The organism is Vibrio sp. 1078-1 (genome assembly GCF_033340475.1).
The window spans coordinates 564,642-579,342 of record NZ_JAWOWM010000003.1 but is presented as its reverse complement, the minus strand read 5'-3'; the positions used below and the strand labels follow the sequence as shown (position 1 = coordinate 579,342).

The following is a 14,701-nucleotide window of genomic DNA, read 5'->3' as shown; positions in this document are numbered from 1 at the left end:
ATTGCTTGAGAATAGTGTAGGAGACACCTCGATACTTGTATCGAGATCGTATTTTTCTCAAACAGCGGGGATGCTTAGTTCTAATGATGATTTTGTAATCAATATCAACCTAGGCTGATTTGAACAATAGAGTGAAAGTCAGCCCATTTTGTTCATTCTTATGCACGGTAATTTGTCCGTTCATATCACGCATATTGTTGGCCGTAATCGCTAAACCCAGCCCCAATCCTTCACCAATTTTCTTTGAGGTTTGGAAGGGCTCGAACATGGATTCAAGCATCTCATTCGACACGCCGCAGCCATTGTCACTGACGATCAGTTCGACCTGATTAACAGTTGGATTGACGATCAAGTTGAGCTGCGGGTTGGTGGTGTTGTTCATTGCGTCTAGCGCATTCGAGACAAGATTACCGAGCACCTGAAGCAGTCGTTGTTCTTCACCCATGATGTTAGGTAAGTCATGAGGAACCCGAACACGCACATCCACCTTATCTAATTGGGATTGATAGACGCGCAAGGTCTCTTCGAGTGCGGAGGTAAGAGAAATTGCTTGTAGGCTTTCTGGTTTGTTATAGGCGAACGTCTTTAACTGGCTGGTCATGCTTGCCATGCGATCAATCAGCTTCTGCACCAATACGTTGTTGGCTTTCATCATCTCGGTTTCGCCACGTTCTGCTAACAGTTCATTTGTTGTGAGCAGGGTACGCAAGCCTGTCAGTGGCTGATTGAGCTCATGAGTAATCGCGCTCGACATGCGACCTAAGGCGGCCATTTTGCTCGATTCAATCAACTGGCTTTGCGCCTCTTTTAGTGCTTGAGTTCGCTCTTCTACTCGCTGCGCCAGTTCTTGGTTGACCTGTTGCAGTGATTGCTCGGCTTTTTTCCGCTTGCTGATGTCGATGATCGTCGCAAGGAAATACTGCTCGCCATGCCAAGGGAAACTGGTCAGTGAGAACAAGACAGGGAAGACGCTACCGTCACTGCGTCTGGCAATGGTTTCGACCGTACTGATCTCTGCGAGCTCTTTATGTTTAGGTAAGTCCTTGAGCAACTTAAGTGTGGTGGAATTAGGATTGCCTGCATCGAATAACTCCCAAGCAAAAGCGTGTCGATTGACGCTTTCTGGTAAACAGAACAAACGTTTCGCCATTGGGTTGAGATCGAACAGTTGACCTTGTTCATCAATCAATAGCAAACCAACGTGGGTCTTATTGATCATCTGTTTCAAGCGGCGTTGGGACTCTTCCAACAGAGCTTGAATTCGTTGTTGATTGATGTGCTTTTGTCGTCGTTGTAAGCCAATGATGACGAGCAATACAACCAATAAGAGCAGCGCTGCTACGCTCCAACCAATCACATTGATGGTTTGTTGAATCGGCTTAGAAGGGGTGAGGTAGCTGACGTACCAATTCAAATCATCTAATTTAACGGTGTGTGCAAAATAACGCTGTTGGTTGAGCGTCCACACACTGATATTGGTGTTGTCGTATAAGCGCTGCGTTTCTAACTGAACGGTGTTGCTTGGTTCGTTAAACCAGTCTGCGTTATAGAGCGAGCTGCTCGATAGGAAAAAGCGTTGCTGACGGTTCTGCAACGTAATGATGTCTTGGCTAGTAATGGTCTGTTCGGTCAATAGGCTAAGGTTGATTTGCACCACCACAATGCCAGCGATATCCAGACCATCGTAGATAGGGGCTGCAAGATAATACAATGGGCTCGAACCTTTGGTTTTGTTCACCAAGGAAACACCGCCGCCTTGGTTGTGAATTTGTTCCACAATGGCTTTTCGGTCAGACAGGCTAAAGCGCTCTTCGATCAAACTTGAGACCAATACTTCGCCAGAGTTAGACAGGATTAGCCAACCTTCCGTATTGGCGGCTTTATCTAGTTGAGTCAGTTGGGTTTGCAACGGTTCGTAATAAGTCAGATTCCCTTTCACAAAAGCGATGGTTTCTGGGTTATTGGTGACGAGGTAAGGTAAGTGGTAGAAACGTTTGAGTGCACGGCGAACTTCACCGATATAGTCGAGCAGTTTTTGTTGAGCTTCGGTTTGAGTTTGTACGCTCAACCATTGACGAGCAACCTCTCTGCTGGCGCTATAACAAGACAACATCAGCACTGCTGCAATTACGACCACAAGCCACGTTTTGCCATTCCTTTTGCGCTGCATACTGACTCCGTTCAGCTAATGCGTTCTCACCGAGAGTCATTAAAGAGTGCGCCTAACTGGTTGGATGTTAAAGACTTGTAAGCAAGAAGTGAGATCTAGCTCCTTTTCTCCTCAGTGGTTTTTGCTACCGTTAGCAAAGAGCGATTTCTATTCCACCTACGGTAGTAACTCATGGCTTTTGACGACACCCCTAAAATTGCACTTATCGAAGACGATGACATTGTTCGTCAGGCTACCAGTCAGTGGCTGCAACTGGCGGGGTTCGACGTGACCGCATTCAGTTTAGGAGAAGAGGGGAAAGCGGCCATTCTTAGCCAAGAATTTGATGCGATTGTCAGTGATGTTCGCCTGCCGGACACCGACGGCTTGTCGATACTAGAAAGCCTGATTGCTAATCACATCCCAACGCCAGTTATCTTGATCACCGGACATGGTGACGTCGATATGGCAGTAGGGGCGTTACAAAACGGTGCGTTCGATTTTATTGAGAAACCTTTCCAACCTGAGCGTTTATCCCAACGAGTAACCGAAGCGGTCGAGAGCTATCGCGCACAAACGTCTACTCAAGATCGCCAAGAGTATCTATCTAGCGTTAGCGGCTTAGAAGAAATGCTGATTGGCCGAAGCCGAGTGATGCAACAGCTTAGAGAACAAGTAGCCAAGTTAGCACGCATTGATACTAACGTGATCATTTACGGCGAAACAGGTTGTGGTAAAGAGCTGGTGGCGACCAGTTTGCATAATGAAAGCCAACGCAGATCCTATCATTTTGTGCCAATCAACTGTGGCGCTATTCCTGAGAACCTGTTTGAAAGTGAGCTGTTTGGGCATGAAGCAGGGGCATTTACCGGAGCGGGTAAAAAGCGCATTGGTAAGTTGGAATACGCGGATAAAGGCACTTTATTCTTTGATGAAATCGAGAGTATGCCGCTGTCTATGCAGGTGAAAGTGTTGCGTTCATTGCAGGAACATACGGTTGAGCGCGTTGGGGGTAATCAGCAGATCTCGGTTGATTTGAGAGTGATCGCCGCCGCGAAAGAAGATCTCAATGATCATGACGAGTTTCGTCAGGATTTGTACTATCGTCTTAATGTGGCGCAGATCTATTTGCCACCGCTACGTGAGCGAGAAGAAGACGCGTTGATCTTGTTTGAACACTTTGCTCTGAAAAGTAACCCTGAGAGTCGTCCACTGAGTGAAGCTGATAGAAAAGCCATTCTTGCTTACGCTTGGCCCGGTAACGTGCGTGAGCTAAGGAATGTCGCGATGCGTTTTGCATTGGATGAAACCGTCTCCGTGATGGAAATTCTCTCCAGTCGACCATCCTCAACAACTGAAGAGACGCATGCGGGCGTGCCGTTGGCGATTCAGCTACATAACTTTGAACGTAAGGTGCTACATGATTCTTTAGTCAGGCATCATGGACGCATCAATGAGGTGATGCAGGAGTTGGATTTACCACGTCGAACCCTTAACCAAAAGATGCAGAAGTTTGGTTTGAATCGCTCCGACTATACTTAGTACGATTTCTAGCTAATGTAAAATCATTGGCATAACAAACATGTTATGCGCTTTTGGCAGGAGCTGGGACAAACTTATAATTTAGGTCTTTACCTTCTCCAAACAAGGTAACGAGGTTCCTTCCAGTATGTTTAGAGCTATATAGCGCTTCGTCTGCTTCAGCAAGCGCCTCTTGAAGTGATTGCCCCTCAGATAACTGACTGATACCAAAGCTCATGGTCACTTCAGTTTTAAATGATTGCAAAGCGGTTTCAGTTTCGACCGCAAGGCGAATTTGCTCTGCGACAATTTTGGCTTGTTGTGCTTTTTCGAGCAAAACAATCATGAACTCGTCACCACCAAATCGCACAATGCAGGCTGACTCAGGAAGATGCTTTTTAAAAATAGTGGAGATCGTTGCCATGACGGAGTCGCCAACCGTGTGACCATAGTGATCATTAATCGCTTTGAACTTGTCGACATCAGTCATAATAATGCTGATTGCTTGGCTTTTTTTATGTGCTTTACTAACCAAGTTTGGAACGATTTCTTCCATGGCTCGACGATTATATAGCCCTGTGAGTGCATCTAAATGAGAGAGATCATTTATGGATTGCACCAAGCGTCCGTTAATTAACCACAGCATACTAAAGCTCAAAGCAACGATCAGGCAGATGCTAAATAAGAAAGTCAGCTGATGGATAAGGCCTGCGACCATAAAACTTGGTAACTCACCTGAAAAAGTACTCCAAAGCGCCCTAAATCCCATAAAAAAACTAAATCCAAAGAAAGAGTAAGCCATTGCTTTAACAGGGAGCTTTAAGTCCTTTTGGGTACCTTTAAGCATGGCGACACCACTAAAGAAGGTGACGATACAAATATACATGCTCAGATAAATAATGCGGCTTTTGATAGAAGGGTCATGGAAGGTGAAATAGTAAAATGAACCACTGAAAACAGGTGTTAACAAGGTAAGACAGTGAGCCAATTTTAAAGGATATTGACGAAAAATGCTTACGCTATATAGCGTAAGCAAGAAGCCGACTAATATGAGAGTGTTGGCTATGACGATGGTCAGCCAGTCTGGCGCAGAGCCTCTAAAGCCAAGTAAAAAAGGGCCTAAACCAATAAACAGTAGTGATATCGAGAAGGTTTTTAAGCCTTTGACTCTACCCTGAGTGTATTGATAACAAAGCAGACTAATAGAGTAAATGCAAGAGAACAGAATAACGATAAAGTTCAGTGTTCTGATGTCTAGATACTGATTATCCATAGGCGACCCATATCAATCTTTCATTCAGGCAACTCCTTTGCCTGATATCAATAAGCGAGCTACATAGTAACGCACTTATTGAGCGATGTCTTATGTTAAACGGCTATTCATTCACCAGCTCGAATTGTTCGGTTTGGTTGGTTTTCGTCGTAAACAGCAGACCAACAATCATCATAAATACGCTAGGCACAATCCAGCTAGCAAAGTCATTGTACAGAGGCATGTAATTACCCATCCACTCATCAGTGGAACTTGGCATGTAACCTAGGATGTGCAGCGCATCAACACAACCAAACATTAGAGCAGTGAACGCGGTTGCGACGACCATGATTTGCGACATCTTGTCGCGCACTGGTGCCATGATCATCAATGCAATCGCTACTGGGTGAAGCGCCACAACCGCTGGTAATGTGATAGCCAATAGTTGCTCTAGACCTACGTTGGCGATCAAACCAGCCAATACCATGGTCGTGATAACGCAGCCTTTGTAGTTCACTTTGCTGAAAGTGTTGTCGTAAAACTCACTGCCTGCTGTGGTTACGCCGATAGCAGTAGTCAAACACGCCAATACCATCACGGCACCTAGTAATAGTGAGCCAAATGCGCCGAAGTGGCTGAAGGTGAATGCCGTTAAAATGTCGCCACCATTGCTGAACTCAGAACCCAAGTATGAGCTTGTCGAACCAATGTAAGCCAATGAGATGTAAACAAATGCCATGGCAACCGCGTACATCAAAGCTGCAATTAGCGTGTATTTTGCGGTCGCTTTCGGGCAATCTACACCCATGCTGCGAATCGCACGGAAGATGATCCAACCAAAACCGATAGAACCTAGCGCATCCATGGTCATGTAGCCTTGGGTCAAGCCTTCAGCAAATGCACCAGATAGGTATGGTCCCGTTGCGGCAGTTAGCTCACCTGCAGGAGAAACCAAAGCCGTCACAGACATGATGATCAAGATTGCCATCAAGGCAGGCGTTAAGATCTTGCCTAGGTTGTCGACCAATTTACCCGGATATAGGGCAAATAGAATGGTGATAGCACAGAAGGCAATAGTGAAAGGCACCAAAGCTGCATCACCAAACATTGGCGCAAAGCTAAATTGGTAAGCCACGGTAATTGCACGTGGGATCACGAACGCAGGGCCAATCACAATAAATACCATCACCCAAAAACTGGTCGCCAAAGGTTTAGGTAGGGCGGCGGTTAATTTGTCTGAACCGTTTACGATAGCCACCATCACCAGTGCCATCGCAGGCAGACCTACACCCGTCAAGAGGAAGCCAGACATCCCGCTCAGAAAGTTTTCACCTGCTTGGTAACCCAAAAATGGAGGGAAGATCAGGTTACCCGCGCCTAAGTACATGGCGAAAGTCATGAAGCCCAAAGCGGCGATATTACGTGCGCTTAACATTGTTATTCCTCTTATGTTTCGCTTGGAAGAAACTGAAAGGAATGGAAGGAGTATGTGGTGTTCCCGTCAGCTTCTTCTCAAGCTGACAGAAAGTTTAGATATAGCCTGTCAGCTCTGAATCAGTTTCAGAGAGAGCAGGAGGATCGCAGCAGCAACGCCAGATGGGCGTTTTAAAGCGAATTGTGATTGCGCAGTTGCTGACATGGGTAATCCTTAATGACGAAAAAATACCAAGGAATACGTTTGCCTTGGTGTGTTGTTACACTAACGAACATAGGGCTATTGGTACAACCCCGAAGTAGAAAATAAGTTGATACGGTCAATGTTTGTTTCTGAACTGGTGGATCGAGCTGCTTTTTAAATTGAAAATCAGAATAAATGACTTTTCATTTCTGTAACATGGCTTGCTTTGCTGTATTTTTGTGCTATTTGAAGTCGTTTAGGCTATAAACCTTAGCTGATAAAGTGAGCAGTTTAGAATGATACGCTTTTTCTTCTTATTGTTAAGATGCTCATTAGTTGCAGTTCAATCCAAAATTGCATCGGCAAAATATTGCTTATTAGTGAATCGTGCATTTATTTTGTCTTGATCACATTTTATTAACCTTTTGCGATCTAGGCGTACAACCTTCTCATCTTAGATAGGCAAGATCTTGCTCATTGCTTTGCTATCAAATCAGCAGAATCTTGCTCATTTTTGATGTATTTCAGCTCTTAGTTCAATAAATACAAAGGTTTAAAAGTTGGCATTTCAATTGCTCTAGGGAATGTGTTGTTAATAAAGGTTTAACATGATGTAAATCCCCAATCGTGAAACGACTACACGGAGAGTAATAATGAAAATGAATAAGCTGGTAAAAGCTTTGGCTGTCGCTGTGACTTCTTTTGGTATTGCTGCTAACGCTGCGGCAGAAGATCGTAGCTACATTCTTGCAACGGCATCGACAGGTGGTACTTACTACCCTGTGGGCGTAGCGTTGGCGACGTTAAGCAAAGTGAAATTGGCACCAAAGCACCACTTCTCCCTTTCTGCAATCAGCTCTGCGGGCTCTGGTGAAAACGTCAAACTGCTGAACGAAAACGAAGCACAGTTCGCGATTCTACAAGGCCTTTACGGTGCATGGGCTTGGTCTGGCGAAGGTCCTTATGAGAAAAGCGGTCGCCAAGAGCAGCTGCGTTCAGTCTCTATGCTGTGGCAAAACGTTGAGCACTTTATTGTTCGCTCTGACCTAGCAAAAACGGGCACAGTGACTGACCTGAACAACCTAGATGGCAAGAAGTTCTCTATCGGTAAGAAGAACTCAGGTACTGAAAACTCTGGTCGCCAAATCATGAAAGGCCTGAAGGTCGACCCTGATAAATTCAATCTTGCTTACATGGGCTACGGCGGTAGTGCGAGCGCACTTCAAAACGGCACCATTGACGGTATGAACACGCCTGCAGGTGTACCTGTTGGTGCGGTTACTCAAGCTTTTGCTGCGCTGGGTAAAGACATTTCGATTCTTTCGTTTACTGACGAACAAATCAAAGAGGCGAACGGCAATTACAACCTATGGACGAAGTACGAGATCCCAGCGAACACGTACCCGGGTCTAGATAAGCCGATTACCACCATTGCACAGCCAAACTTCTTGGCAGTTCGTGAAGATATCTCGGAAGAAGACGTTTACCAGCTAACCAAAGCGATCTACGAGAACCTGCCTTTCCTACAAGGAATCCACAAAGCAACCAAAGCAATGGCGATTGAGAAAGCGATCGCTGGCTTGCCAGTGCCTCTTCACCCAGGTGCGGCACGTTACTACAAAGAAATGGGCATCGAAATCCCATCAGATCTAATGGCGAAATAACGCTAACTTGGCCCCGAGTTTCGGCTCGGGGCATTTTATCCCTACCGATTTCTAAGATGGAAAAAGCCGCCAGAGCTTGGAGTATGAGATGAGCGACTCAATAGAAAAGGAATTGCAGAAGTTTGAGCTGCCCACGCGCACTGATTTTCCGTGGGTAACCACCACAATTACAGTGTTTGGCGTTGTGTTGTCTGCTTTGCACATTTGGTTTAACACCTTATCGACGTTACCAGAGTTATGGATATCCGCTACCCACTTTGCTGGCTTTGCGGTGATTTGTGCGCTTTGGTATCCGGCTCATATCTCTCTCAAGCAGAGTAAGATTGCACTCGGTATCGATGTGTTAATTGCTATGGGTGCGGTCGCGTGTTTGCTCTACATTCCCTATGCCGAAGATGCGCTCTACGAACGTGGCGTGAAGTTCGTGACCAGCGATTGGGTCTTCGCCATCATGGCAATCCTGATTGTGATTGAGCTTATCCGACGCACCATGGGCTGGTTTATTCCAGTGCTGATTGTGGTGTGTCTGAGTTACGTTGTGCTTTGGGGTAAGTGGGCAACAGGCATTTTCCATTTCCCGGGTTTGAGCATGGAAACCTTGCTCTACCGCAGTTTCTATTCTTCTGAGGGTATGTTTGGCTCTATTTCGCGCATCAGTTGGACATTCGTATTCATGTTCATTCTGTTTGGTGCGTTTCTCGTTCGTTCTGGTGTAGGTGATTACATCATCAATGTGGCACGAGCTGCGGCAGGCAAAATCATCGGTGGTCCCGGTTTTATTGCGGTGATTGGTTCGGGATTGATGGGCTCAGTATCGGGCTCAAGTGTGGCAAATACGGTTTCCACCGGTGTTATCAGTATTCCTTTGATGCAAAAAGCGGGTTTCCCTTCGCGCTTTGCAGCGGGGGTTGAAGCTGCGGCGTCGACAGGTGGTCAGTTGATGCCACCAGTGATGGGCGCGGGTGCTTTCATCATGGCGTCTTACACGCAAATTCCTTATGTCGATATCATCGCAGTTTCTTTCATTCCTGCTCTTATCTATTTCTTGTCTGTTGCGTTCTTTGTGCGTATAGAAGCCAAACGCAGCGGTGTTCAAAAAATCACGACCAGCGATGAATCTCTATTGAAAGTGTTGATCAGCGGTTGGCACAACCTTATCCCACTGGTGGTATTGGTTACTTTGTTGGTTCAAGGCTTTACGCCAACTTACGCTGCTGGCTTATCGATCATTTCAGTAGTGGTGGCGTCTTGGTTCTCGAAAGATCACAAGATGGGACCAAAAGCGATCATCGAAGCACTTTCGCAAGGCGCGAAAAACATGGCGACAACTGCCGTATTGCTGGTGGGTATTGGTCTGGTGATCAATGTGATCAGCACAACGGGTATCGGCAACACGTTCTCACTGATGATCGACGGTTGGGCGAATGGCGACTTGTTCATCATGATCGTTCTGATTGCACTCGCTTCTCTTGTTTTGGGTATGGGTTTACCTGTAACAGCGGCGTATATTGTATTGGGAACACTGTCTGCCCCTGCGCTTTACAAGTTGATTGCAGAAAACCAATTGCTTGAATTGATGGTATCGGGTCAATTGCCTGAACAAGCAAAAGCCATCTTTATGTTGGCGGCGCCAGAAAAGCTGGAACTGCTTAATGCGCCAATGGCGTTGGAAACCGCGAAAGAAATGGTGGCGCTAGTACCTGCTGACTTTATGGAAACCCTACTAGAGCAAAGTTTGGGTATGGAAGCGGTAGGCTTGGCATTGCTGGCTGCTCACCTCATCATCTTCTGGTTATCGCAAGACAGCAACGTAACGCCTCCAGTGTGTTTGACCGCCTTTGCTGCGGCAACCATCGCTAAAACACCGCCAATGCGTACCGGTTTGATGGCATGGAAAATCGCTAAAGGTTTGTATCTTGTACCGCTGCTGATTGCTTACACAGGCTTAGTAAGTTGGGATGTAACGTCGGTAATTACCGTGGGCTTCTTCGCCATCATCGGAACCTATGCATTGATTGGTGCGATTGAAGGCTACTTGGAAGGTCCTCTAAACATTCTGACGCGTCTCTTGTTGGTACTGGTGGGTACATTGCTGGTTTGGCACGACATCCCAATGTTGGTTCGTGTGGCAAGCTGTGCGGTATTTGTCGCGGTGTTCATTTACAGTGGTCGCAAGTTCAAATTGCAACAATCTCAACTATCGGTTTTATAAGAGGTCGTATGAAATCAGTCTATGACTACATCATTGTTGGTGGCGGTATCGTTGGTGTGTCGACAGCATGGCAACTGCAGCAACGTCATCCAGACAAATCCATTTTATTGGTTGAGAAAGAGTCCGGTTTTGCCAAGCACCAAACCGGACACAATAGTGGCGTGATTCATGCCGGGGTGTACTACGCTCCGGGCAGTTTAAAAGCCGACTTTTGTAAGCGTGGGGTAGAGCGAACCATTTCGTTCTGTGCTGAGCACGATATTCCGGTGGAGAACTGTGGCAAGTTGTTGGTTGCGACTAATGAGCAAGAAGTCGAACGCATGAATGCCCTCTATGAGCGCTGCCATGTCAACGGCATCGACGTAAAGCTACTCGATGAAGTTCAACTCAAACTGGCTGAACCAAACATCACAGGCTTGGGCGCGATTTATGTCAAAACCACCAGTATTGTGGACTATCGTTTGGTCACTGAGCAGATGGCGGAAGAGTTCAAAAAGCTCGGAGGTCAAATCAGCCTGAGAACCAAAGTGGTGGCTGCCGAAGAGAAAGACGAAGAAGTTCAATTGACCTGCATTGCAGACGGGCAAACCATGCAGCTCAATGCCAAATTCTTGGTCACTTGCAGCGGCTTGATGGCGGATCGTATGACTAAGATGATGGGTATTCCAACCGATTTCCAAATTATCCCTTATCGTGGTGAATACTACCGCTTAGATAGCAAACACGACCAAGTGGTGAATCATCTTATTTACCCAATTCCCGACCCTGATTTGCCATTCTTAGGTGTCCACCTGACTCGCATGATTGATGGCAGTGTGACCGTTGGTCCAAACGCGGTGCAAGGCTGGAAGCGAGAAGGGTACGACAAGGTTAACTTTAGCCTGCAAGATACCATGCAAATGCTCAGTTTCTCCGGCTTTTGGAAGGTGACACAAAAGCATCTAAAAACCGGACTGGATGAGTTTAAGAACTCGTGGTGGAAGCCGGGTTATCTCAAGCTGGTCAATAAATACTGCCCAAGCATCAAGGTCGATGATCTCAAACCATATCCTGCGGGTATTCGTGCGCAAGCGGTGTTATCCGATGGCACTTTGGTTCATGACTTTTTGTTTGCCGAGAGCGCAAGAAGCCTGCACGTTTGCAACGCACCCTCACCCGCAGCGACATCTGCGATGCCCATTGGGGAGTACATTTGCGATAAAGTGAATGAAAAGATAGAGGCGAAAACGGTATAAAACAAAGGCGACGTAAAAAACAAAGGCGACGTAACGGTCGCCTTTATTGTATTTGAATCTGGGATTTAGGAGTTGCCATCTTTAGGGCAGAGTTCCCCTTTCTTTGCGTGTCTTTCTATCATGTAATCGCCTCGGGCACTGTGCAATACAATTGCATTCCAGACTTGACCATCTTGCAACTCGAACTCAAACGCATAATGGGTGCCGCCGACCATTTTCGTTCTCACCTCATGAATTGCTTTCAATTTATCATCGGCATTCATTTGATAAAGCACCATGTTGAGTGAGCGTCTGGCGTCAGGAGTTGCCTCAGCAAGTTGCCAATGGCTCTGTTCGTTTGTTGCGGAGCAAATAGACCGCATTTTACTTTTCATGGCGGATGACATCTGCTTGTCTACGGCCAATGCATTTGGTGAAAACAGTGGAACCGTCAAAGGAATCAAAGTTACCAGAAACCGCTTTAAGGTCATAAAAACACTCCGTTGTTTTACTCTTGCTTGAGTATAGACCTCAATGGCTTCAGATGTGGTGCAGTAGACTCTGGGCCTACAATATCGCAGTTCGTATCAACGAACTGATGATAAACAAGGAGACCACGCTTGCCAGCCAAATGCCAATGAACCACAAAATGGGTTTTAGTTTCATCAGTGATATCCTTCTCCACGTTTCATCTTGCCGCGGAAAACCCAGTACGAATAAGCCGTGTAGGCTATGATCAGAGGAAGTAATACCACCGCACCGGCAAGTAAAAATGCCAAACTCTTATCTGGCGCGGCGACGTCTTGATAAGTGAGTGCGAATGGGACCAAGTAAGGGAATGTACTGACACCGAAACCCATCGCGGACACAAGAAACAGGCCGATCGCAAGAACGTAGGCTCGGACGGCTTTGTGGTCGAGTAAGGCTTTGAATAACTGCCAAATAAGTGCCGCAGCAATAATTGGTAAAATGAAAAACAGTAGCGAGTTTGGTAATGAGAACCAACGTTCAAAGACGATATTTTGGCTCAATGGCAGCCACAAACTGGCGATGAATATACAGGCTACCATCGCTAGTCCCCATCGTCGCGCGACCACGTAATAGCGCCCCATCAGCTCTTCTGGAAGCTTGATTAATAACCAGCATGAACCGAGCAGAATATAAGCACAAACAAGCGCCAGGCCACAAAATACGCTAAATGGTGAAAGCCAATCAAACCATCCACCTGCGTATGCTCGTTCACTAACCTCTATACCTTGGAGCAGGGTTCCGAGCATAATGCCTTGCATCAATGCCGCGGTGAGTGAACCAATGAAAAAAGCGCTATCCCATAAAAACTTTCCGCGTTGTGTTCGGAAGCGATACTCAAAAGAAACCCCGCGCAGAATTAACCCGAGCAGCATTAAAATCAGGGGAGCATAGAGTGCTGGCATAATGACCGCGTAGGCGAGGGGGAACACGGCAAAAAGCCCACCACCGCCAAGAACTAGCCAAGTTTCATTCCCATCCCAAACAGGAGCGATGCTGTTCATCATCATGTCGCGCTCTTCATCGTCATTAGCGCTGAGGAATAGGATACCAATACCGAGATCAAAGCCATCTAACACGACATAAATCAGAACGGCGAGCCCAATCAAAGCGTACCAAATTAATGCGTAATCCATGAGTTAGCTCCTAGGTTAGATGGTTAGAATGTGTGATGGCATCGGTTTTCGTGCCATCAGGAAGTCGGCTATCTAGACCTTCTTCATATCGAGTTGGAGACTTACGCATCAAACGTAGGAGATAGAAGAAGCCAGCTCCAAAAACCACAAAGTAAACCACGATGAACGCCGTCAGGGAGACGCTCACCGCGGCGGCATCAATAGGCGATGCCGAATTGGCTGTGGTTAAAAGACCGTATACGGTGTAAGGCTGTCGACCGACTTCGGTAGTTATCCAGCCTGCTAAAACTGCAATGAACCCCGCTGGGGCAAACAGCACACAAATACGTTGAAGTGCCCTCGAATCAAAAAGTTTGCGACGCTTTCTTAGCCAAAGGCTCCACAAACCAATAACAAGCATGCCAAAACCAAGCGCGACCATGACTCGGAAAGACCAGAAAACGATAGAGACAGGAGGGTGTTCCTCCTCTGGAAAAGCATCTAATCCCTTCACTTCACCGTTGAGGTCATGAGTTAAAATCAAACTACCGAGTTTGGGGATTTCCAGTGCGTATTCCATGCGTTTTTCTTCATCGTTAGGGATACCGAAGAGGATCAATGGCGCGCCTTGGTGAGACTCATAGTGCCCTTCCATCGCGGCGACTTTGGCGGGTTGATGTTCAAGGGTGTTTAAACCATGCATGTCTCCAGCAACGATTTGAATTGGTGTCACGATGGCAGCCATCCACATTGCCATCGAGAACATAATTCTGGCTAGAGGGTTATGGTTTGCTTTTAGCAAGTGATAAGCGGCAACGCCGGCTACAACAAAAGCAGTAGTAAGGTAAGCGGCGAGCAACATATGAACGAGCCGGTAAGGGAAGGAAGGGTTGAAGACAATCGCCCACCAGTCTTCTGGGATAAACTGTCCGGCTTCGTTGATACTGTAGCCCGCTGGTGTTTGCATCCAACTATTAACAGAAAGTATCCAAAACGCAGACAAAAACGTCCCGAATGCAACAATACAAGTCGCGGCGAAGTGAAGCTTCTTACCCACCTTATCCATACCGAAAAGCATCACGCCTAAAAACCCCGCTTCGAGGAAAAACGCAGTAAAAACTTCATAACCCATTAGCGGGCCTAGGATTGGGCCTGTTTTGTCGGCAAACACGCTCCAGTTAGTACCGAATTGATAGCTCAACACGATGCCACTCACCACACCCATACCAAAACTGATGGCAAAGATTTTGAGCCAGTACTTATAGATTTGCATGTACTGTTTGTTGCCCGTTTTTAAGTACAAGCCCTCTAATACAGCGAGATAACTTGCCAAACCGATCGTAAAAGCTGGAAAAATAATGTGGAAAGAGACAGTAAAGGCAAATTGGAATCTAGCTAGGTCAATGGCGAGTGTGTCCATGAGCGGTC

10 protein-coding genes are annotated in these 14,701 nt (G+C 46.5%); 4 read left to right on the top strand and 6 right to left on the bottom strand.

Annotated elements, in window-relative coordinates:
* Positions 1–109 precede the first annotated feature (109 nt).
* Positions 110–2,170 carry a sensor histidine kinase gene (locus tag R7190_RS09660; protein WP_186585532.1) on the bottom strand — a complete coding sequence of 687 codons (2,061 nt, stop codon included), beginning with the start codon at positions 2,168–2,170 and terminating at the stop codon, positions 110–112.
* A gap of 171 nt (positions 2,171–2,341) precedes the next feature.
* Here R7190_RS09660 and R7190_RS09655 point away from each other — a divergent pair, with 171 nt between their 5' ends.
* Positions 2,342–3,691, top strand: coding sequence for a sigma-54-dependent transcriptional regulator (locus R7190_RS09655; RefSeq protein ID WP_186585530.1), 1,350 nt, complete (start codon positions 2,342–2,344; stop codon positions 3,689–3,691).
* A 43-nt stretch (positions 3,692–3,734) separates the two neighbouring features.
* Here R7190_RS09655 and R7190_RS09650 read toward each other — a convergent pair whose 3' ends face one another.
* Positions 3,735–4,943, bottom strand: a complete 1,209-nt coding sequence (locus tag R7190_RS09650) for a GGDEF domain-containing protein (protein WP_005374203.1) — start codon at positions 4,941–4,943, stop codon at positions 3,735–3,737.
* Between the two features lie 103 nt (positions 4,944–5,046).
* Positions 5,047–6,357 (bottom strand): branched-chain amino acid transport system II carrier protein, encoded by a 1,311-nt coding sequence (brnQ, locus tag R7190_RS09645; RefSeq protein ID WP_186585529.1) that lies wholly within the window; start codon positions 6,355–6,357, stop codon positions 5,047–5,049.
* Between the two features lie 836 nt (positions 6,358–7,193).
* On the opposite strand from brnQ, the gene R7190_RS09640 reads away from it, so the two are divergent.
* From R7190_RS09640 to lhgO, 3 genes are all read left to right on the top strand, one after another.
* Entirely contained in the window at positions 7,194–8,204 is a 1,011-nt protein-coding gene (locus R7190_RS09640) for a TAXI family TRAP transporter solute-binding subunit (protein ID WP_005374185.1), read from the top strand.
* Between the two features lie 88 nt (positions 8,205–8,292).
* On the top strand, positions 8,293–10,416 hold the full coding sequence (locus R7190_RS09635; RefSeq protein WP_186585528.1) for a TRAP transporter permease: 2,124 nt from the start codon (positions 8,293–8,295) through the stop codon (positions 10,414–10,416).
* 8 nt (positions 10,417–10,424) lie between these two features.
* A complete protein-coding gene (gene lhgO / locus R7190_RS09630) occupies positions 10,425–11,651 on the top strand; it encodes an L-2-hydroxyglutarate oxidase (RefSeq protein WP_186585527.1) in 1,227 nt (408 codons plus the stop codon).
* 65 nt (positions 11,652–11,716) lie between these two features.
* On the opposite strand, the gene R7190_RS09625 is transcribed toward lhgO, so the two are convergent.
* From R7190_RS09625 to R7190_RS09615, 3 genes are all read right to left on the bottom strand, one after another.
* On the bottom strand, positions 11,717–12,121 hold the full coding sequence (locus R7190_RS09625; RefSeq protein WP_054574501.1) for a hypothetical protein: 405 nt from the start codon (positions 12,119–12,121) through the stop codon (positions 11,717–11,719).
* 174 nt (positions 12,122–12,295) lie between these two features.
* The gene (gene cydB / locus R7190_RS09620) at positions 12,296–13,294 is read right to left on the bottom strand and encodes a cytochrome d ubiquinol oxidase subunit II (RefSeq protein WP_005374173.1); all 999 of its coding nucleotides are present in this window, start codon (positions 13,292–13,294) and stop codon (positions 12,296–12,298) included.
* Between the two features lie 10 nt (positions 13,295–13,304).
* On the bottom strand, positions 13,305–14,693 hold the full coding sequence (locus R7190_RS09615; protein WP_017635517.1) for a cytochrome ubiquinol oxidase subunit I: 1,389 nt from the start codon (positions 14,691–14,693) through the stop codon (positions 13,305–13,307).
* Positions 14,694–14,701 lie beyond the last annotated feature (8 nt).

Excerpts from the sequence above, each read along its gene's own strand:
- cydB (WP_005374173.1), bottom strand. The coding sequence starts at position 13,294 with ATGGATTACGCATTAATTTGGTACGCTTTGATTGGGCTCGCCGTTCTG.
- R7190_RS09635 (WP_186585528.1), top strand. The coding sequence starts at position 8,293 with ATGAGCGACTCAATAGAAAAGGAATTGCAGAAGTTTGAGCTGCCCACG.
- lhgO (WP_186585527.1), top strand. The coding sequence starts at position 10,425 with ATGAAATCAGTCTATGACTACATCATTGTTGGTGGCGGTATCGTTGGT.
- brnQ (WP_186585529.1), bottom strand. The coding sequence starts at position 6,357 with ATGTTAAGCGCACGTAATATCGCCGCTTTGGGCTTCATGACTTTCGCC.
- R7190_RS09650 (WP_005374203.1), bottom strand. The coding sequence starts at position 4,943 with ATGGATAATCAGTATCTAGACATCAGAACACTGAACTTTATCGTTATT.
- R7190_RS09615 (WP_017635517.1), bottom strand. The coding sequence starts at position 14,693 with ATGGACACACTCGCCATTGACCTAGCTAGATTCCAATTTGCCTTTACT.
- R7190_RS09640 (WP_005374185.1), top strand. The coding sequence starts at position 7,194 with ATGAAAATGAATAAGCTGGTAAAAGCTTTGGCTGTCGCTGTGACTTCT.
- R7190_RS09655 (WP_186585530.1), top strand. The coding sequence starts at position 2,342 with ATGGCTTTTGACGACACCCCTAAAATTGCACTTATCGAAGACGATGAC.
- R7190_RS09625 (WP_054574501.1), bottom strand. The coding sequence starts at position 12,121 with ATGACCTTAAAGCGGTTTCTGGTAACTTTGATTCCTTTGACGGTTCCA.
- R7190_RS09660 (WP_186585532.1), bottom strand. The coding sequence starts at position 2,170 with ATGCAGCGCAAAAGGAATGGCAAAACGTGGCTTGTGGTCGTAATTGCA.